Origin of the sequence: Qipengyuania polymorpha (genome assembly GCF_019711435.1) — a bacterium.
Classification (GTDB): Bacteria; Pseudomonadota; Alphaproteobacteria; order Sphingomonadales; family Sphingomonadaceae; genus Qipengyuania; species Qipengyuania polymorpha.
The window spans coordinates 250,545-268,959 of the sequence record NZ_JAIGNK010000001.1 but is presented as its reverse complement, the minus strand read 5'-3'; the positions used below and the strand labels follow the sequence as shown (position 1 = coordinate 268,959).

18 protein-coding genes are annotated in these 18,415 nt (G+C 63.8%); 8 read left to right on the top strand and 10 right to left on the bottom strand.

What is annotated here, in order from left to right; translation table 11 throughout:
* The first annotated feature begins 50 nt into the window (after window positions 1-50).
* Together K3152_RS01275 and K3152_RS01270 are read left to right on the top strand one after the other, a co-directional pair.
* Window positions 51-1,451, top strand: coding sequence for a DUF1800 domain-containing protein (locus K3152_RS01275; RefSeq protein ID WP_221572292.1), 1,401 nt, complete (start codon window positions 51-53; stop codon window positions 1,449-1,451).
* Window positions 1,452-1,453: 2 nt separating this feature from the next.
* Window positions 1,454-2,602, top strand: coding sequence for a DUF1501 domain-containing protein (locus K3152_RS01270; RefSeq protein WP_221572291.1), 1,149 nt, complete (start codon window positions 1,454-1,456; stop codon window positions 2,600-2,602).
* On the opposite strand, the gene K3152_RS01265 is transcribed toward K3152_RS01270, so the two are convergent.
* Both K3152_RS01265 and K3152_RS01260 read right to left on the bottom strand, forming a co-directional pair.
* Window positions 2,599-3,813, bottom strand: coding sequence for a GGDEF domain-containing protein (locus K3152_RS01265; protein WP_221572290.1), 1,215 nt, complete (start codon window positions 3,811-3,813; stop codon window positions 2,599-2,601). The genes K3152_RS01270 and K3152_RS01265 overlap by 4 nt on opposite strands.
* 135 nt (window positions 3,814-3,948) lie before the next feature.
* Window positions 3,949-5,304, bottom strand: coding sequence for a M20/M25/M40 family metallo-hydrolase (locus K3152_RS01260; RefSeq protein WP_221572289.1), 1,356 nt, complete (start codon window positions 5,302-5,304; stop codon window positions 3,949-3,951).
* Window positions 5,305-5,443: 139 nt separating this feature from the next.
* Between K3152_RS01260 and ettA the strand changes: the two genes are divergently transcribed.
* Window positions 5,444-7,117, top strand: a complete 1,674-nt coding sequence (gene ettA, locus K3152_RS01255; protein ID WP_221572288.1) for an energy-dependent translational throttle protein EttA — start codon at window positions 5,444-5,446, stop codon at window positions 7,115-7,117.
* A gap of 6 nt (window positions 7,118-7,123) precedes the next feature.
* A complete protein-coding gene (locus K3152_RS01250; RefSeq protein WP_221572287.1) occupies window positions 7,124-7,816 on the top strand; it encodes a hypothetical protein in 693 nt (230 codons plus the stop codon).
* 19 nt (window positions 7,817-7,835) lie between these two features.
* Here the strand turns inward: K3152_RS01250 and K3152_RS01245 are convergent, their stop codons facing one another.
* The 3 genes from K3152_RS01245 to K3152_RS01235 all read right to left on the bottom strand — a co-directional run bounded on the left by K3152_RS01245 (window position 7,836) and on the right by K3152_RS01235 (window position 9,619).
* Window positions 7,836-8,063: a hypothetical protein gene (locus tag K3152_RS01245; RefSeq protein ID WP_221572286.1), complete on the bottom strand. Its 228-nt coding sequence runs from the start codon at window positions 8,061-8,063 to the stop codon at window positions 7,836-7,838.
* 85 nt (window positions 8,064-8,148) lie between these two features.
* Window positions 8,149-9,270, bottom strand: coding sequence for an endonuclease/exonuclease/phosphatase family protein (locus K3152_RS01240; protein WP_221572285.1), 1,122 nt, complete (start codon window positions 9,268-9,270; stop codon window positions 8,149-8,151).
* A gap of 82 nt (window positions 9,271-9,352) precedes the next feature.
* Entirely contained in the window at window positions 9,353-9,619 is a 267-nt protein-coding gene (locus K3152_RS01235; protein WP_221572284.1) for a hypothetical protein, read from the bottom strand.
* Window positions 9,620-9,797: 178 nt separating this feature from the next.
* Between K3152_RS01235 and K3152_RS01230 the strand changes: the two genes are divergently transcribed.
* Window positions 9,798-10,235 carry an FKBP-type peptidyl-prolyl cis-trans isomerase gene (locus K3152_RS01230; protein WP_221572283.1) on the top strand — a complete coding sequence of 146 codons (438 nt, stop codon included), beginning with the start codon at window positions 9,798-9,800 and terminating at the stop codon, window positions 10,233-10,235.
* A gap of 51 nt (window positions 10,236-10,286) precedes the next feature.
* On the opposite strand, the gene K3152_RS01225 is transcribed toward K3152_RS01230, so the two are convergent.
* A complete protein-coding gene (locus tag K3152_RS01225; protein ID WP_221572282.1) occupies window positions 10,287-11,129 on the bottom strand; it encodes a helix-turn-helix domain-containing protein in 843 nt (280 codons plus the stop codon).
* Between the two features lie 163 nt (window positions 11,130-11,292).
* On the opposite strand from K3152_RS01225, the gene K3152_RS01220 reads away from it, so the two are divergent.
* Window positions 11,293-12,588: an aminotransferase class V-fold PLP-dependent enzyme gene (locus K3152_RS01220; RefSeq protein WP_221572281.1), complete on the top strand. Its 1,296-nt coding sequence runs from the start codon at window positions 11,293-11,295 to the stop codon at window positions 12,586-12,588.
* A 3-nt stretch (window positions 12,589-12,591) separates the two neighbouring features.
* On the opposite strand, the gene K3152_RS01215 is transcribed toward K3152_RS01220, so the two are convergent.
* The gene (locus K3152_RS01215; RefSeq protein ID WP_221572280.1) at window positions 12,592-13,428 is read right to left on the bottom strand and encodes a substrate-binding domain-containing protein; all 837 of its coding nucleotides are present in this window, start codon (window positions 13,426-13,428) and stop codon (window positions 12,592-12,594) included.
* A gap of 82 nt (window positions 13,429-13,510) precedes the next feature.
* Window positions 13,511-14,080 carry a PNPOx family protein gene (locus tag K3152_RS01210; RefSeq protein WP_221572279.1) on the bottom strand — a complete coding sequence of 190 codons (570 nt, stop codon included), beginning with the start codon at window positions 14,078-14,080 and terminating at the stop codon, window positions 13,511-13,513.
* Window positions 14,081-14,253: 173 nt separating this feature from the next.
* Here K3152_RS01210 and K3152_RS01205 point away from each other — a divergent pair, with 173 nt between their 5' ends.
* Window positions 14,254-15,258 (top strand): RcnB family protein, encoded by a 1,005-nt coding sequence (locus K3152_RS01205; protein WP_247713103.1) that lies wholly within the window; start codon window positions 14,254-14,256, stop codon window positions 15,256-15,258.
* Window positions 15,259-15,355: 97 nt separating this feature from the next.
* On the opposite strand, the gene K3152_RS01200 is transcribed toward K3152_RS01205, so the two are convergent.
* Entirely contained in the window at window positions 15,356-15,907 is a 552-nt protein-coding gene (locus tag K3152_RS01200; RefSeq protein WP_221572278.1) for a cytochrome b, read from the bottom strand.
* A gap of 105 nt (window positions 15,908-16,012) precedes the next feature.
* Here K3152_RS01200 and K3152_RS01195 point away from each other — a divergent pair, with 105 nt between their 5' ends.
* Entirely contained in the window at window positions 16,013-16,681 is a 669-nt protein-coding gene (locus tag K3152_RS01195; RefSeq protein ID WP_221572277.1) for a prolyl hydroxylase family protein, read from the top strand.
* A gap of 9 nt (window positions 16,682-16,690) precedes the next feature.
* Here K3152_RS01195 and K3152_RS01190 read toward each other — a convergent pair whose 3' ends face one another.
* Complete coding sequence (locus K3152_RS01190; protein WP_221572276.1) at window positions 16,691-18,319, bottom strand: lysine--tRNA ligase; 1,629 nt, start codon at window positions 18,317-18,319, stop codon at window positions 16,691-16,693.
* Window positions 18,320-18,415 lie beyond the last annotated feature (96 nt).

Here is an 18,415-nt window from a genome sequence, read left to right as displayed (position 1 = left end):
TTGGGGGACCTGCGAGGCCGCTGTGCGTTACCTTGCAAAGAAGGAGTTCGATGACCCCCACTGCAATCGCCTTGAACCGTTTCGGCCTCGGCTATCGCCGCGGCGATGCGCTGCCGCGTGACGCCCGCGGCTGGCTGCTTGGGCAGATCGAGAATTACGACCCCGCACCGCCCGCGCTCGGCGATGCGAAATATGCGGCAGAAGATATTCGTGCCCTCATCGAGCAGGCTTCCGACATCCAGTCCGACCTGAGAGACGCGCAGGAAATGGGTGGTGACAAAGCGGATGAAATCCGCGCGATGCGGCAGGATTTGGCGAAGGAGCAGCGTCAGGGCTTCGTCGGAGACGTGGCGCTTCGCGCCCGGCTCGCGCTGGAAAGCGACACGCCCTTCATGGAGCGGATGGTGCATTTCTGGGCAAACCACTTCGCGGTCTCCTCCGACAAGGACCGGATGAAGGCGCTCGTCGGGCCGCACGAATTCGGCGCCATTCGCCCGCATGTGACCGGCAATTTTTCCGACATGTTGCGCGCCGCTGCGCTCCACCCGGCGATGCTCGCCTATCTTGACCAGTTCCGCTCGCAGGGACCGAACAGCGATGCCGAGAGAAGGCGTGAACGCAGAGGCGGCCCTTCACGCGGCCTCAACGAGAACTTGGGGCGCGAAATCCTCGAATTGCACACGCTCGGAGTGGGCGGCGGATACACGCAAGAGGACGTGAAGGAACTCGCACGCGCCTTGACCGGCTGGACGCTGCAGGGTCTCCCTTATGCAAAAGCCGCCGTCCCCCAGCCGGGCGGCGGTGCGTTCTTCGCTTTCATCCACGAACCGGGTGAGCGGGTCATTCTTGGTCAGCGCTACGCCGACACCGGCGCTGAGCAGGCTTTCGCCATCCTCGATGATTTGGCGCAACATCCGTCCACAGCGCGCTTCATCGCGACCAAGCTTGCGCGACATTTCACCGGCGACACGCCGCCGCAAACGCTGGTCGATCGGCTTGCCGAAAGCTTCACGGAGAGCGGGGGGCATTTGCCAACGCTCTATCGCACGCTGGTCGGTTCGGAAGAGGTCTGGGCCGACGAACCGCTCAAGTTCCGCACCCCGTGGGACTGGTCGCTCGCCATGCTGCGTGCCGGCGGAGAGCCGCGCCTTGCCGACCGCAAGTTCGCCATCATGCTGCGCGAGCTGGGACAGGAGGCGTGGACACCGGGCTCGCCTGCCGGATGGGACGACCGCGACGCCAGTTGGACTGGCGCCAATGCGCTCTTGCGCAAGGTCGAGGCAGCGGAGCGCTTCGCCGGGGCTGCGCGCCTCGAGGACGTGCGCGAACTGGCCGAGACCATGCTGCCCGGTTCGTTGTCGCAAACCACCCGCGCCATTATCGCGGGCGCTGAAAGCAACGAGATGGGGTTCGCCCTGCTGATGGCATCGCCGGAAATGCTGAGGAGATGAGCATGCTCGACAGACGCACCCTGCTCGCATGGGGCGCCGCCGCCGGGCCCCTTGCCGCCTTGGGGCCGCGCATGGCTTTCGCGCAAGGCAGCGGCGAAAAACGCTTGCTCGTGCTCGTGATGCGCGGAGCGACGGATGGACTGTCGCTAGCCGCGCCGGTTGCCGACCCCGCATTCCGCCGCCTGCGCGATGCGTGGCTCGATAGCTATGCCGATGCGCCGAAGCTCGACGGGACCTTCCGCCTTCACCCTTCGCTTGGCGAGGTGGCGAGGATGTATGCCGATGGCGACGCGATGGTCGCGCATGCGGTCGCGACGGACTATCGTGAGCGGTCGCATTTCGACGCGCAGAACCTGCTCGAAAGCGGTGCTTCGCGCCCCTTCGAGCGGCGGGACGGCTTCCTCAACCGGCTGGTCGGACTTGCCAATGACGGCGATATGGCGGCCGTCGCGCTCGCGCCTGCCATGCCGCTGGCCCTACGCGGCGAAAATCCCGCGACCACCTACGCGCCCAGCAACCTCCCCCACGCGAGCGAGGGACTGCTCGCCCGCCTCCCCGCGCTCTATGGCGACGACCCGCAACTGGCGGCCATGTGGCAGCAGGCGCAGGAACTCGAAGGTCTCGCCGATAGCTCGGACATGGGCAGCCTGCGCAAGGCAAGCGATGCCGGAACGCTCGCCGCCCGGATGCTTCGCGAGAAGGATGGCGCGCGCATCGCCATGCTCGATGTGCCCGGCTGGGATACCCACGCCAACCAGGCGCGCATGCTGGAGCGCGGTTTCGGCAAGCTCGACGCGCTGCTCGGCGCCTTCCGCAAGGGTATCGGCCCCGTATGGAAAGACACGCTGGTGCTGGCGGTGACCGAATTCGGGCGCACGGCCGCCATCAATGGCACGGGGGGGACCGATCACGGCACCGCCAGTGCGGCGCTGCTGATGGGCGGAAGCGTCAAAGGCCGCCGCGTGCTGGCGGACTGGCCGGGCCTTGCGCCCTCGCAGCTTTACGAGGGCCGCGACCTTTTCCCGACCACCTCTCTCGAGGCGCTGATCGCAGGCGCGCTGTCGGAGCATTTCGCGCTCGATGCAGGGCGGGTCATGAAGGAACTGTTCCCGGGACGTAGCGCGCGTCCGCTTGAGGGGATCGCTGCCTAAGCCTTGCGGACGCGGCGAAGGCTATCGACCTCGCTTACGATCGAGGTGACCCGATCCGCGCTGGCGCCGCTCTCGTCGCCCAGGGTGCGGTTGCGACCGGTCTCCTTGGCGCGATAGAGGGCCGCATCGCTGCGCGCGAAGACTTTGCCGTACCCTTCGCCCTCGCGCCGTCCGGCGACGCCGAAGCTGGCGGTGAGACGGTGGCCTTCGGGCAGCCCATCGACCTGGAGCGCGGCGAAGCGCGTACGGATCCGGTCGGCCATGGCCACCGCAGCTGCGCCTTCGCAGTTCCACGCAAGGACGCAGAACTCCTCGCCCCCGATGCGTCCGGCGATATCGCCGTCACGGATCGTGTCCTGGATGACCTCGCCAAATGCGGCAATCGCCATATCCCCGACCTGGTGACCATAGACATCGTTCACAGCCTTGAAGTGGTCGATATCGGCCACCACCAGCGCCACCGGCCTGCCCTGTGCCTTGGCCTTGTCCATCATCGCGACAACGTCCTTCTCGAAAGCGCGGCGGGTCCTGAGGCCGGTCAGCGCGTCGAGTTCGGCGCGCTGGCGCACTGCGCGCACCTGGTCGTAGATGCAGGCTCCGACCAGCACCATCGCACTGATGACGCTGATGAGCGCCACCGACAGGCTGAGCACGGCGTAATAGAGCGATTCGCGGTACTCGCTGGGGGAAATGCTGGTTTCGACAAGCAAGGTGAGGCTGGGACGGACGAGGAACTGCGCCGCGACAACCGCCTGGACCCCGATGATAAGGTTGTCGATCCCGCGCCGGCGCTTCGCAGCCAGGAGGTTCATCATCGTCACGACCGCCATCACGCCGTAGCCGATATTGACAATGACAAGGCGCGCGGAAACGTCGGGCGACAGCACGATCGCCGCGCCCAGTGCGAGAGCGGCCACCACGTAGATCGTCAGGAAGATACCGAGATAGGTCGGCTGGCCCACGCGGCGTGCGAGGCCCCAGGCGATGCACACGGTTGAGACGGTGTAGAAGAACTGGGTAACGTGCCAGGTGTAGAAGGCCGCCGTGTCGAGCACATGCGTCACCATGAAACCGGCCGCGAAAAACATGTAGGAAATGGCGAATGCGAGGACGTAGCTGCCCATCTTGCCGCGGTGCCACAGGATGAGGAACAGCACGACGAACACCACCGCCATGGCGGGTGTCACCAAGCCTGCAATCATCTCTCTCATAGGACCGCCCCTGTCCCTCTCGAAGGCCCTCCCTAGGCCCGAATACTTAATCTTCCTTAAAGATGTGACGCATGCTTACAAGTCCCGGCACCCCGGTTCGCGCCGGAATGGATGCAACTTTTCCTTTGCGCGCGGTTACTCGGAAGTCGGCAGGACGATTTCTACGCCGTGGTTGGCAAGGATGCCGACCACTGCCGTCCAAACTGCGACATTCTGCCTGAGGTCCGCCGGGTCCACCTTGTCGAGCGTATCGTCGGCAGTGTGGTGGAGGTCGAAATATTGCGTGCCGTCCTGCTGCAGGTCGATGAGCGGTCCCTTCTGCTCGCGCACGAGGTTGAGGTCCGCACCGCCGGTCGCGACATTGCGGCTCGGCGCGACACCGAAGCGCGCGACAGCAGCCGCCAGCTTGCGATAAAGCGGCGTGTCGCTACCGGTGAAGTTGCTTTCCAGCCGCCAGATGCGCCCTGCCCCGAAATCGCTTTCGAGCCCGACGAACATGCGCTCGTCCGCATGGTCAGCGGCATAGGCCTTCGAGCCCCACAGGCCGGTTTCCTCCGCACCCGCAAAGAGCACGCGGATGGTGCGCAGGGGCTGGCCCTGCGATGCGACATGCCTGGCCGCAGCGGCGATGATGCCGCAGCCTGCACCGTCGTCGATAGCGCCCGTGCCGAGGTCCCAGCTGTCGAGATGGCATGCGAGCAGGACCGGTGGCAGCGATGGGTCGCGGCCGACGATTTCGCCGGTGACATTGCCGCTCATCGTCGTGCCAAGGTCGCGCGGGGTCAGGACCAGCTTCATGCGGATGGGCTTGCCATCGGCACGCTCGAACATGCGCTCCAGATTGTCGGCATCGGGGTTGGAGAGCGCGCCTGCCGGAATGGGCGCGACGCCCTCGGCAAAGGTGGTCGTGCCGGTGTGGGGCACGCGGTGGTTATCGGTGCCGACCGAGCGGATAACGGTAGCCACCGCCCCCTTGCTCGCCGCCAGCGAGGGCGCCATCCAGCGTGCCGGTCCTGCAAAACCGTAGTGCGAGCCATCCTGCGCGCGGCGCATGTCGTGGCTCACGAAAGCAATTTTGCCCGCAAGGCTGCCGGGGGCCGCGGCATCGAGGTCGGAATAGGCGGGGAAGTAGACCACTTCGGCTTCCACGCCTTCAGGCCCGGTCGAACTGGTGGTCGAGAGCGCGGTAATCGCCATCGGCTGGGCGAAGGGCGCGGTGACCTCGGCGGTTTCCTGCCCTCGCACCCATGTCTCCATCTCGAACGGCTCGTTCACGACATTGGCGAAGCCGTTCGTGCGCAGCCAGTCCATCGCCCAGACGCGCCCACGCTCTTCCTGCTCGGTGCCCGGCATACGCGGGCCGATCTCTGTGGTGATACCCTCGACGAAATCCCACGCGATGGTGTCGCTTTCCAGCGCGTCATCGGCGCTGTCGGCATAGGCAGGGACGGAAAGCGAAAGCGCGGCAAGCGCGAGGAACGACCTTTTCATGGGGAGGCTTGCTACCAGCGCCAGCGCGCATGCCAACCCCTTTCCTTATTCGCGCCTGCAACCTTGCCCCGAAGCCCTTGCGTGACTATCTGGCAGCGCAACTTCCCCATTCTCTTGAAGACATCCAAGGATTCGCCCGATGGCCGCGCAATACGCCTTCGTCATGAAGGACATGACCAAGACTTTCCCCGGTGCCCAGAAGCCGGTGCTGAGCAATATCAACCTGCAGTTCTACCAGGGCGCGAAAATTGGCATCGTGGGTCCGAACGGCGCGGGCAAGTCGACGCTGATCAAGATCATGGCCGGCATCGACAAGGACTTCACCGGCGAAGCATGGCCGGGCGAGAACATCACCGTCGGCTATCTCGAGCAGGAGCCCGAGCTCGACGAGAGCAAGACCGTGCTCGAAAACGTCAAGGACGGCGCGCGCGAGATCGCCGACATGGTCGAACGCTTCAACGCCATCGGCATGGAGATGGCCGAGGAAGACGCCGATTTCGACGCGCTCAGCACCGAGATGGCCGAGCTGCAGGACAAGATCGACGCAGTCGACGGCTGGACGCTCGACAACCAGCTCGAAGTCGCGATGGAAGCGCTGCGCTGCCCGCCGGGCGACTGGCCCGTCACCGATTTGTCGGGCGGTGAGAAGCGCCGCGTCGCGCTCACCCGCCTGCTGATCCAGAAGCCTTCCATCCTGCTGCTGGACGAACCGACCAACCACCTCGACGCAGAGAGCGTCCAGTGGCTCGAAAACCACCTCAAGGATTATGCGGGTGCGGTGCTGATGATCACCCATGACCGCTACTTCCTCGACAATGTGGTGGAGTGGATCCTCGAACTCGACCGCGGATCCTACTACCCCTACGAAGGCAACTACTCGACCTACCTCGAAAAGAAGGCCAAGCGCCTCGAGCAGGAAAGCCGCGAGGAAAGCGGACGCCAGAAGGCCCTATCGCGCGAACTCGAATGGATCCGCCAGACGCCGAGCGCCCGCCAGACCAAGTCCAAAGCGCGTATCCGCAAGTTCGAGGAACTCCAGGAAGGCCAGAAGGACAGGAAGCCCGGTAAGGCACAGATCGTCATCCAGGTGCCCGAGCGTCTCGGCGGCAAGGTCATCGAGGCCAAGAACATCTCGAAGGCCTATGGCGACAAGCTGCTCTTTGAAAACCTCTCCTTCATGCTGCCCCCGGGCGGCATCGTCGGTGTGATCGGGCCCAACGGCGCGGGCAAGTCCACGCTGTTCAAGATCCTGACCGGCAAGGAAGAGCCCGACAGCGGCACGGTGGAAATCGGTTCGACCGTCCACCTCGGCTATGTCGACCAGAGCCGCGATCACCTGAACCCCAAGAACAACGTCTGGGAAGAGATTTCGGACGGCCTCGACTACATGAAGGTCAACGGCCACGACACCTCGACCCGCGCCTATGTCGGCGCGTTCAACTTCAAGGGCGCGGACCAGCAGAAGAACGTCGGCAAGCTGTCGGGCGGTGAGCGCAACCGCGTCCACATGGCCAAGATGCTGAAGGAGGGCGGCAACGTCCTGCTGCTCGACGAACCGACCAACGACCTCGACGTGGAAACGCTGGGCGCGCTGGAAGAGGCGATCGAGAACTTCGCCGGCTGCGCCGTGGTCATCAGCCATGACCGCTTCTTCCTCGACCGCCTCGCAACGCACATCCTCGCCTTCGAGGGCGACAGCCACGTGGAGTGGTTCGAGGGCAACTTCGAAGCCTACGAGGAAGACAAGCGCCGCCGGATGGGCGATGCTGCGGATCGTCCGACGCGTTTGGCGTATAAGAAGCTGACTAGGTAGGCGGAATTGGTCGCTAAAGATGAGGATGGACTGCAGAAAGTACCGAAAAGAGCACCACTTTTCGGGTGGGGAGCATTTGCAACTGCCGTATACCTGTTGGCATTGGCTTTAACCGGAAGTCAGTTCGAGGTTGGAATACTCGATCTAAAGCCAAATGAGTTGGGTGATTTCCTCGCAGGCGCCTTTAGCCCCTTGGCTTTCTTATGGCTCGTCTTAGGGTTTCTCCAGCAAGGTCAAGAGCTTCGAATTCAAGCTATTGAGCTCAACAATGCTGTCGAACAATCACGCCAATTGGTCGACGTTACGCGCAGTCAGTTGGATCTAGATCGGCAATCGGTCGCTTTGACGTTTGAGAAGGAAAAGGAACTGCGCGCTCCGCAGTTTCGGCTCTCCGGTGGCGTCACGATGATATCGGGCAACGATGTAAAATTTAAATACACCATTACCAACGTGGGCGGCGAGTGCACCGACATTGTGTTGTATCGCCGAGACGCGGAAGGACCGATGAAAGAGCTGCGCAAAGTTGATCATCTGCGAAAAGACTCAAATTTCGAAGTTAGCTTGCGATTGGACGTGAACAAGTATCCGAGCTGGCAATTTGTCCTCCAATACAAAGATGAGGACGGCCAAGCCCATCAACGATCATCGAATGTTCAATACGAGGTTCAAGGCGCAAAACACGACGTCCGATTCCAGTGAGATTGTTGCGAGAGCTCGCCTATGGTTGAGCATCACGCCCAAACGGACAGGGCGCCGCCGACGCCCCTGCCATCACCACCCCGACCATCACAAACACCACCGCCGCGCCGACCTCGCCAAAGGCGTAAATCGCGCTGTTGATGATCTCGCCCAGCCCCCGCACCACGCGGCTGGTCGGGGGCGAGTAGTCGGCGGGGCCGTCGAGCGCGTAGAGCGCGAGGCCGGCGCCGAAGGCCAGCGAGGCCAAGATTGCGGTCTTGCGTTTGCACCGCCTTTGCCGAACAAGCGGGCGGGACCTGTGCGCATTTCATCGAAAAACCGTCACGCTCCCCCTACCCCTCTTCCCCCTCCACGGCGTCCTTCGCCTTGTCCTCTTCGAAGTCCTCCATCACCTCGTTCGCGTCCTCCTCGTCCTCCGCGCTTGGACCTTCGGCCTTTTCGTTGCGCAGGCGGGCGGCTTCGGGGTCGAGGCACAGGCGGGCCATGAAGGGGCGGTGGTCGGAGCCGACCGACTTGCCGACTTCCATATCCGCCAGCAGGAATTCCTCGGTCACGAAAAGGTGGTCGAGCGGCCAGCCGAGCCAGACCATGCCCGCCGGGAAGCTGGCGTAGGTCCCCCGCCCCTTTCGCGGGTCGAGCAAGCCGCCGATGTCCATGAACAGCCGCGTCGTGTCGGACCACGCGACATCGTTGAAATCGCCAATCGCCATCACCGGCATATTAAGGTCGCGCGCCATGCGGGCGGCGACGACGATTTCGGCGTCGCGTTCCTCCGTGTCCTGCTTGGGCTTGGGCGGACGCGGGTGGAGGCCGATCATGCGAAAGCTGTGCCCGCCAGCCTGCAGCGTGGCGAAGACCGAGGGCGTGTCGGCCTGCGCGAGGTCCTGGATCGAGGCGTTGCTCATCGGCAAGCGCGAGGCGAACATGATGCCGTAGGTGTTGTCCAGCGGGCGGTCGATGCGCCCGGGATAGGCCGAAAGCGCGTCTGCCACCGCGTCGGCCCAGGCCTGGTCGGTTTCGGTCAGCAGCACGATATCGGCATCGGCGCGGCGGATGAGGTCGATGGTGCGCTGGTAGTCGCGGTTTTTCTGCAGCACGTTGAGCGTCAGCAGGCTGAAGCAGCCCTCGCCCTGCGCATCGCCCTCGGCGACCTGCGCGATATCGGGTGAGACAAGGGGCGTATAGGGAAGCACGCGATAAAACTGCCAGGTGCTCGCCACTATCAGCGCCAGCGGAACCCAGGGCCGCCATGCCTTGTCGAGAAACCACAAGGCAAAAGCGCTGGCGACCATCGCAATCAGGATCTGCACGCGCGGAAAATCCCAGATGCGGATCCACCACTGGTTGAAATCACTCGTGCTCAGCAGCGAACCGCCCACCAGCAGGATGGCAAACAGGCGCAAGGCCCAGATGCCAATTCGGCGCCACCCCTGGGCGTTTGTCCTGAAAACCATCACCCCAACCTTCCGGTAAATTGCCGATATCGGATAGGGCTAGGCCTGTTGGCCGCAGCGGTCCATCGCCGCGGTAAAGCTATCACCCGCGCCCGGTTTCCCCGCGCTGGCGCGCAGTGGGGCACAGCAGGGCGGAGATGGCGGCCATGACAACGCCCAGGAAAACGAAGCAAAGGGCGGCACCGGTCTCGCCAAAGAGCGCAATCGCCCCGTTGATGATCTCGCCCGCGCCGCGCACTACGCGGCTGGTCGGTGGCGAATAGTCGGCGGGGCCGTCGAGCGCGTAGAGCGCGAGGGCGACGCCGAAGGCCAGCGAGGCCCAGATTGCGGTCTTGCGGTTGCACTGCATGTGCCCTCGCCTAGCAGGCACACGCTAAGAAACCCTTGTGCACGCCTGCCCCCGGCCCCTGTTTGACTCACCCCGCACGGGTTTGACACAATACAAGGTGAAGCGCCCGGTTCGCGGGTGCTGTTCCTGTCGGCGCATCCATTCCCGCGCCGCGAACACGAAATTTCAAAGGATATCCATGACCACTCCCAACAACGGTGACACCGTAACCATCGACTACGTCCTCAAGCGCGGCGACGGCGAGATTATCGGCAACACCGAAGAAGTCGGTCCGCAGCAGGTCCAGCTCGGCGCCGGACAGATTTTCCCCGCCATCGAAGAGGCGCTCACCGGCATGAGCGTGGGCGACAGCAAGACGGTCGAAATCGCCAGCGACAACGCCTTCGGCCCGCGCCGCGAGGAACTGGTCATCGACATCCCGCGCGCCAACCTGCCGCCCGAGCCCGCTCCGCAGCCGGGCATGGCGCTGAACGCGCAGGCCCCCAACGGCCAGCCGATGACGCTCTACATCCTCGAAGTGGGCGAGGAAGCGGTGAAGGCCGACGGCAACCACCCGCTCGCCGGCGAGGACGTGACCTTCGACCTGACCCTGCGCGAAATCCAGCAGGCGGCCTGAGGCCGGACACGAACTGGCTAACCTGATGGGGGCGGCTCGAGAGGGCCGCCCCTATCCTATCAGGCTGAAGGGCGAACGGTGCGCAATCTGCAGGCGTTCCTGCAGCGTCGCGCGCACCAGCAGATGCGCGCCCTTGATGAATTCGGTCGGCGTACGCCCGTTGAAGTGTTTGAACTCGCGAATGAAATGCGGCTGATCGTAGTAATGGGTCGAGGCCGCTTCGCGCCAGTCGGTGAGCTCGTTCCACACGAGGCGATTTGCCGAAGTCAGCGCGCGAAACTTGCGATGGAGCAACTTGGGCGGGCAGCCGAAATACTTCTTCGAGAGCCGTTCCACCTGCCGTTTCGAGAGGTCGAACCGCTCGAGCAGATCTGACAGCTCGTTGCTTTCGGGCGCGGTGATCCAGGCAGTCACCTCATCGAGGAAATGCTGGTTGATCGGCCTGTCCTGGTCGGCCATCGAAGCGAACAGATGATCGCAGGCGGCGACGCGCGTTTCGTCGTCAGGCGCAGTCATTACGCGCTTGGCGAGCGTGCACTGATCCCCGCTGAGGTGCTCTTCGAGAGCGACGACCCTGTCGGCCAGCTCGCTTGCATCCACTTCGAACAGCCGCGCCCAGCCCAGCGGCGTAACGGCTGCACCGAAGACATGGCACCCGGCCGAAAACCCGACATTGGTGGCCTGGTGGGTCGGCCCGCAAAGCAAGGCCGAGCGCGCCGCATAGCCCTGCGGATCGCCACCAATATCGCTTGTCAGCCTGCCTTTGACGAGAAAGCGGACATTCGCGATTTCGGCGCGCATGACGTCCTCGACGCCCGTGTCGAACGACACGCTGTAATAGCTGCTGACGTAGTCGCGGATATCATCACGCGGCCTGAAGTATCGGAACTTCATGCTAAATTTGCTCCCAGGTCGAATAGCTCTGCGCAGCTTTTGGGCGCCGGGAATTGTATAATCGCGACACGCATTCAAATGCGTGAGCGAAAAGGCGCAATTCCCGGGTCGTTTTGCCCATGTGGAATGTTGGTCTATTCTCCCGACTCGGGAGGGCTGAGTCATGAAGAGACGTGATTTTCTTGCAGCAACCGGGGCTGGCGGCCTTGCCGGGCTGACGATGGCGCAGGGACCTGCTGTGCGGGCAAAGGCACTGACGCAGGACACGCTGGCCGATGCGAGCTGGCGCGACATCAAGGCGCAATTCGATCCCGCGCCCGGAATCTCGCAGATGAGCGCCTTCTACCTCGCCTCGCATCCGAAGCCGGTACGCGAGGCGATCGCCAGGCACCGTCTCGGCCTCGACCAGAACAGCCATGGCTACATCCATGACATGATGGCCCCTTGCGAGCGCGGATTGCGCGACGCGGCGGCCGAATTCATGGGCTGTGAGGCGGACCATATCGCACAGGTCGGCTCGACCACTGCGGGTCTCGGCCTCACGCTGTCGAACATACCCGTCGGCAAGGACTTCGAAATCCTGACCGACACGCGCGACCATATCGTCACGCAGATTTCGACCATGTACGCTTCGCAGCGCGGCGGTGCGGGCCTGCGACGCGAGCCGCTCTATGACAGTTCGCGCAATGCGACGAAGGACGAGGTCGTGGCTAATGTTCGCAAGCAGCTAAAGGACAACACCCGTCTCTTCGCCATGACCTGGGTGCATTCGGGCACTGGCGTCAAAATGCCGGTCGAGGCGATTGGCGAGGTCGTGGCAAAGCACAACCACGGCAAGTCGGACGAAGCGCGCACGCTCTTCGCGGTCGACGGGGTCCACGGCTTCGGCAACCAGGATATCGACATCCCCGACCTCGGCGCGGACTTCTTCATCGCCGGTACCCACAAGTGGATCTACGGCCCGCGCGGCACGGGGATCGTCTGGGCCCGGCCGGAGGCGCAGGCCTTCGTGCAGGCCAGCATTCCCACTTTCGACCCGAGCTGGCGCAAGATGCCGCCGATGGAAATGCCGATTGCCGCGCATCACACGCCCGGCGGTTTCCACGCCTTCGAGCACACATGGGCGGTCGAGGATGCCTTCCGCTTCTGCTCCTCCATCGGACGCGCGCGCATTGCCGACCGCATCGCCTCGCTGGCGAGCACGACCAAGGAGCAGCTCGGCAAGCTGCCGAAGGTGACACTGGCCACCCCCGATGCGCAGGACATGTCGGCCGGGATCATCTGCTTCGACGTCGAGGGATGGGACCCTTACGAAGGCGTCGACAAGCTGCACGAGGCCGGCATCATCGCCAGCGTGGTGCCGGGCTTCTACCGTCCGCTACACATGCGGGTCGCGCCGAGCCTGATGACCGACGAGGCCGATGTGGAGCGGACCGTGCGCGCCATCGCGGCGCTGTAGATCTCAGGCAGGCGAAGGCGCGACCGGGGCTGGCGCGACCGAGGCGCGCTCGACCAGCTGGAACGGCACTTCGGCATGCGCCTTGGCCGCCCCCTTGCCCGAAAGGGCATTGCCGAGCAGTTCGCAAGCCTTGGCCCCCATTTCCTCCAGCGGCTGGCGGATCGAGGTGAGCGGCGGGTTCATCGTCTTGGCGAAGGGGTCATCGTCGAAGCCGACCAGCGAGACCTGCTGCGGCATGGACACGCCGGCGCGGCGCGCGGCCTCCGACAGGCCGAGCGCCATGTTGTCATTGCTGGCGAAGATGGCCGTGGGCCTCGCAGCCAACAGCTTCGCGCCGACTTCCGCCCCGGATTCTCGTGTGTAATCGCCTTCGATCACCAACTCGGGATCGGGCTTCAATCCCTTGGAACCCAGCGCGGCGACGAAGCCATTGTAACGCCGCATGCTGGAAAGGTGCGTACGCGGCCCGCGGATGATGCCGACGCGGCGATGGCCGGCCTCGAGCAGCACGCTGGTGACCGCTCGTGCGGCCTCGTACTCGTCCATCGACACGGTGATACCGCGCCCCGGGTCGAGCATGGATGCGATCCGCGCGAAGGGCAGATTGCGCTCTTCGATGCGGAGCATGAGGTGGCGGTCATCGCACAGCGGTGCAGTCAGGATGACCCCGCCGAGGCCAGGCTCGTCGAGCAGATCCTCCGCTTTCCTGTCGGTGCCGTAGACGTTTTCCATCTGCAGTTTGAGGCCCGCAGCGCCTGCATGGCGGCTGGCCCCCGAATGAAGGCGCGAGACATAATCCCTGTTCGAATTGTCGAACAGCATGAGAATGCGACCTGACAAAATCCTGTAACTCCCGGCATTTGGTTTCTTGGGGCCGGATCATGGCTTCGGAAGGTGAATATCTCGTCAAGAAACGCAAAATTCAGGGGGTCAGCCAGCGTCCCTTGCCATTCTCGAAAACCGCCCGTCGGTGACCATCATTCGACAGATGATACCAGTCGACGCTTGCGAGAGTGACCATGAGCACGGCGAAGTTCGCGCGTGCCGGCGCAAGCTGTTCTTCGGTGGGGCGCTCGCCTTCGGCCCATTCCGGCAAGCCGCTGGAAGGCCTGTCGCTTTCTTCGCCGGGAGCCGCGCCGAGATAGCAGCGGCGGGCATAGGCATCACTGCTCTCCCATGCGGCTTGCGCCCGCTGCGACGCGCTTTCGATCCGGCCCGTCCCGCGGCAGCGAATCTGCACTTTCTCGTCGCGATCGTAAAACAACACGCCCACCTGTCCCTCCTCCCCAATGACACCGGACTTGGGAGAGCGCGCGTCGGTATGAAATCGCAAGGTCCAGTCACGCTCGTCGAATGCGCGCAGAACCATGATGCGCGCGTCGGCGTCCGCAGTTGCGATCACGGGCGTGTGCATAGGGGAATTCCGGTCGCTGGCAGCCTTGTGCAGCAGGCGGATGATGTCGGCTTTGACAGCCTCGAGCGTGCGTTCCATGCTCACCCAACGCATTTGCTACCTTCCGGTTCGCATTCATTTTTCAATAGCCGAACCTGAACGAAAACCTGCAGGTCCGGTTCAGTTTCGGGTCAGGCCGGTGTGATACAAAGTGCGACATCGAAACAAAGCCGCAGGTGTGGAGCGGCTATCGAGTAACAAGGATACGCTCCATGACACTTACAAAGCTGATGAAAGGCAGTGCGCTGAGCGCCCTCGCGATTGCGATGGCGGTCACTGCCCTGCCTGCAGCCGCCGAAGCGGCGGAAAACGACACCCAGCAGCGCAGCCAGCGCGACCGCGATGACCGCAACGACCAGCGACGCAGCGAGCGTCGCCAGGAACGTCGCAGCGAGCGTCGCGCGGAACGCCGACAGGAACAGCGCCGCGACAACCGTGGCGAGCGTCGGCAGGAACGCCGGGCAGAGCGCCGCGAGGATCGCAGCAATGGCCGTGAACGCGTTGTCCGCGAAGCCGCGCGTCGGGCACAGGAAAGCAGGCAGGGTCGCCAGGACCGTTCGGATCGCCGTGGTCGCGAGTGGAACCGCAGCGAGCGCCGCGCCGAAGTAGCGCGCGAACGTTCGGGCCGCGACTGGAACCGTCGCGACAACGACAACCGTCGGGGTGACCGCAACCGCTCTTACCGCGATGGCGACCGCAATCGCACCTATCGCGAGGCACGCCGTGACGGCTATCGCGAAGGCCGCCGCGACGAGCGCCGCCGGGACGCCCGCGAGGACCGCAGCATCCGCCGCGATGCCTATCGCGACGGTTACCGCGATGGTCGCCGGACCGAACACCGCCGTGACCGCCACCATGACCGCCGCGCACGCTATTACGATGGCCGCCGCTGGCACGATTACGACCGGTGGGACCGCCATCGCTGGCGCGACAACCGTCGCTACGACTGGTACCGCTATCGCCACGCCAATCGCAGCATCTTCCGCCTCGGTCGCTATTACGCGCCCTATCGCGACTATCGCTATCGCCGCCTGAACATCGGTTTCCGTCTCGGCAACCTGTTCTTCGGCAGCCGCTACTGGATCGCAGATCCCTGGCGCTATCGCCTGCCCGAAGTCTACGGCCCCTATCGCTGGGTCCGCTATTACGACGACGTGCTGCTGGTCGATATCTACAGCGGCGAAGTGGTCGACGTGATTTACGACTTCTTCTGGTAAGTCCTTTGGGACTTTCCCCGCCCTTCACGGCGTGAGAGTGGACCGTGAAGGGCATGAAGGCCCCCGCCGAGCAATCGGCGGGGGTTTTTCTTTGCCCTCAGCCCGGCACCTTGCCGAAGGGGAGCATGCGGAAAATGCCGCCATTCTTGTCGAAGATAGTGTGCTTCAAGGCGCCGAGGATGTGCAGCGCAATGAGGTAGATGAAGACGCTTCCTCCCGTCGCGTGGAGGCCGAAGATCGCCTTGGCCGCCTCCGGATCGTCGCCCACGGGAAGCGGCGGGATCGTGAAGAAGCCGAACATATCGATTTCGCGCCCTGCCAGCGAGTTGGCGAACCAGCCGCCCAGGGGAAGGCCGATGAGCAGCACGTAGAAGATGATGTGCACCCCGCGCGCCAAAGTCGCTTCCCACTTGGCGAGGGTAGAAGGCAGCGGCGGGACCGGATGCGTCCAGCGCCACAGCAGGCGTCCGACCGTGAGCAGCAAGATAAGGATGCCCAGCGCCTTGTGGTCAGCGAAGATGGCCGCCTTTTCCGGCATCTCTGCATGTTCGGCATTCTCGGCGATGCGCCAGTTCACAATGACCGCGATGGCTATCACCCAGTGGAAAATCATCGCACCGATGGAATAGCGGCGTGCCATGTTCGTCATGTCTTTCTGCTCCCGTCCCTTTTACAGGGGAGAGATTAGCGGCGCATTTCCTTCGCACAAGATGCCGTCTTGCAGGCGCTTCCCGCTTCGCTATCACTGCAGTGCATGACGAAGACAGCTACGATTCCCGACCAGGATGCATTGAAGCGCATCGGCGCAAAGACCCGCGAAAAACTTGAGGCCGTGCCCGGCATCTACAAGCTTCCCACCGACAAGGCGGAAATTTTCGTCCTGTCGAACTTCCTCACACCCGATGAATGCCGTCGCTTCATCACCATGATCGACGTCGTCGCGCGGCCGAGCGAGCTGCACGAGACGGCCTATATCGAGAATTTCCGCACCTCCTCTTCAGGCAATTTCCATCCGCGCGACCCTTTCGTAAAAGGTGTCTCGGACCGCATCGACGCATTGCTCGGCATGCCCGCAATCCTCGGCGAGGCAATACAGGGCCAGCGTTATTTGCCCGGGCAGGAATTCAAGCCGCATAACGACTGGTTCTACACCGACCAGCCTTACTGGAAGGAAGAGCGCAAGCGCGGCGGACAACGCTGCTGGACCGCCATGGCCTTCCTCAACAAGGTGCCCCAAGGGGGACACACGCATTACACGCATGTCGGCGCGAAGATCGAACCCAAGCCCGGCGCGCTGGTCATCTGGAACAACGCCAAGCCCGACGGCACGCCGACCGAGGACACGATGCACGCCGGCACGCCGGTCATCGAGGGTTCCAAATACGTGCTCACGAAGTGGTATCGCGTACGCAAGCACGTGTAGGAAAGGGCCTCAGCCGCGTGCGAGTGCCTCGGCAATCAGCTTGCGGCTGTTCTCGATACCGTAGAGCGCGATGAAGCTGCCCATGCGCGGGCCCTGGTCGCTGCCGAGCAGCGTCTGGTAGAGCGCCTTGAACCAGTCGCGAAGGTTCTCGAAGCCGTATTCCTCGCGCTTGCCGATTTCATAGACCTGCGTCTGCAAATCCTCCGCGCTGGTGTCGGCAGGCGCTTCGGCGAGCCAGGCGTCGAGCGCGCGCAGCGCCTCCGCCTCGTTTGCTTCGGGCGCACGCTTCGACAGCGTCGGCACGATGTAGTCGCGCGTATAGGCAACCGCCGTGCCGATCAGCACATCGAGTTCCGGCGTAATCCTGTCGGCGCCGATATAGCTGGCGAGGTAATCGCGCAGGCTCGCCTCGGTGGCTTCCGCACCCAGCACGCTGGCAAGGTTCAGCAGGAGGCCATAGGTCACCGGCAGGCTGTCGCCCGCACCCGGAGCCTCGCTGCCCTCGAACCCGCCATTGGCGCGCGCGAGGTGCCACACCGGATTGCCCAGCTGCTTGTCGAGCGGCTGTTCGGCGAGGCGTTCGCGGAACTGCCAGTAGTCGTCGACCGCACGCGGGATGACGCCCACGTGGAGCTGCTTGGCGCTCTTGGGATTGGGGAAGATGTAGAAGCCGAGGCTCTCTTCGCTGCCGTATTGCAGCCATTCCTCGATCGACAGACCGTTGCCCTTGGACTTGGAAATCTTCTCGCCGTTCTGGTCGAGGAACATCTCGTAAATGAGCCCCTCGGGCTTGCGGCCACCGAGCACCTTGACGATCTTGCCCGACTGCACGCCGCTGTCGGTCAGGTCCTTGCCGTACATCTCGTAATCGACGCCCAGCGCATACCAGCGCATCGCCCAGTCGACCTTCCACTGCAGCTTGGACATGCCGCCCAGCGCCGACTGCTCGACGAGAGTACCGTCCTCGTCGGCAAAGCGGATCGTGCCCGCTTCCGCATCGACCACCTCGACCGGCACCTGCAGCACGCGCCCCGTGGAGGGCGAGATCGGCAGTACGGGCGAATAGGTCTGGCGGCGCTCCTCGCGCAGCGTCGGCAGCATGATGTCGAGGATGTCCTGGTTCTTGCGCAGGACCTGCCTCAGCGCATCGTCGAAGCGCCCGGAATTGTACATGTCGTTCGCCGCGATGAACTCGTACTGGAAGCCGAAGCGATCGAGGAATTCGCGCAGCTTGGCGTTGTTGTGCGCCGCGAAGCTCTCATGCCCCTTCTCGAACGGATCGGGCACGCGGGAGAGCGGCAGGTGCAGGTTCGCCTCGAGCAGCGCCTGGTTCGGTACATTGTCCGGCACCTTGCGCAGGCCGTCCATGTCGTCGCTGAAAGCCACGAGGCGCGTCTTGCCGTCTTCGGGCTTGGCGCCAATCATCGCCTCGAACGCGCGGCGCACGAGTGTGGTGCGCAGCACTTCCTGGAAGGTGCCGATATGCGGGAGGCCGCTGGGGCCGTAGCCCGTTTCGAACAGCACCGGGCTGCCATCGGGCTTTGCGCCATCGGGATAGCGTTTGAGCAGCCGCTGCGCCTCCTGGAACGGCCAGGCCTTGGACACACGTGCGGCTTCGATAAGGTCGGTCATGCTCATGCCATCCCCTTTGCCGCTCGCCACGCGTGTTGCAAGTGCGAAGTGTTGGAGAGGCCGCTGGCAAGCCCGACAGGATGGAGCACATGGAACACGGTC

What these genes read in the sequence shown, in the direction of transcription:
- K3152_RS01275 (WP_221572292.1), top strand. Translation starts at nt 51, where the DNA reads ATGACCCCCACTGCAATCGCCTTGAACCGTTTCGGCCTCGGCTATCGC.
- K3152_RS01270 (WP_221572291.1), top strand. Translation starts at nt 1,454, where the DNA reads ATGCTCGACAGACGCACCCTGCTCGCATGGGGCGCCGCCGCCGGGCCC.
- K3152_RS01265 (WP_221572290.1), bottom strand. Translation starts at nt 3,813, where the DNA reads ATGAGAGAGATGATTGCAGGCTTGGTGACACCCGCCATGGCGGTGGTG.
- K3152_RS01260 (WP_221572289.1), bottom strand. Translation starts at nt 5,304, where the DNA reads ATGAAAAGGTCGTTCCTCGCGCTTGCCGCGCTTTCGCTTTCCGTCCCT.
- ettA (WP_221572288.1), top strand. Translation starts at nt 5,444, where the DNA reads ATGGCCGCGCAATACGCCTTCGTCATGAAGGACATGACCAAGACTTTC.
- K3152_RS01240 (WP_221572285.1), bottom strand. Translation starts at nt 9,270, where the DNA reads ATGGTTTTCAGGACAAACGCCCAGGGGTGGCGCCGAATTGGCATCTGG.
- K3152_RS01235 (WP_221572284.1), bottom strand. Translation starts at nt 9,619, where the DNA reads ATGCAGTGCAACCGCAAGACCGCAATCTGGGCCTCGCTGGCCTTCGGC.
- K3152_RS01230 (WP_221572283.1), top strand. Translation starts at nt 9,798, where the DNA reads ATGACCACTCCCAACAACGGTGACACCGTAACCATCGACTACGTCCTC.
- K3152_RS01225 (WP_221572282.1), bottom strand. Translation starts at nt 11,129, where the DNA reads ATGAAGTTCCGATACTTCAGGCCGCGTGATGATATCCGCGACTACGTC.
- K3152_RS01220 (WP_221572281.1), top strand. Translation starts at nt 11,293, where the DNA reads ATGAAGAGACGTGATTTTCTTGCAGCAACCGGGGCTGGCGGCCTTGCC.
- K3152_RS01210 (WP_221572279.1), bottom strand. Translation starts at nt 14,080, where the DNA reads ATGGAACGCACGCTCGAGGCTGTCAAAGCCGACATCATCCGCCTGCTG.
- K3152_RS01205 (WP_247713103.1), top strand. Translation starts at nt 14,254, where the DNA reads ATGACACTTACAAAGCTGATGAAAGGCAGTGCGCTGAGCGCCCTCGCG.
- K3152_RS01200 (WP_221572278.1), bottom strand. Translation starts at nt 15,907, where the DNA reads ATGACGAACATGGCACGCCGCTATTCCATCGGTGCGATGATTTTCCAC.
- K3152_RS01195 (WP_221572277.1), top strand. Translation starts at nt 16,013, where the DNA reads ATGACGAAGACAGCTACGATTCCCGACCAGGATGCATTGAAGCGCATC.
- K3152_RS01190 (WP_221572276.1), bottom strand. Translation starts at nt 18,319, where the DNA reads ATGAGCATGACCGACCTTATCGAAGCCGCACGTGTGTCCAAGGCCTGG.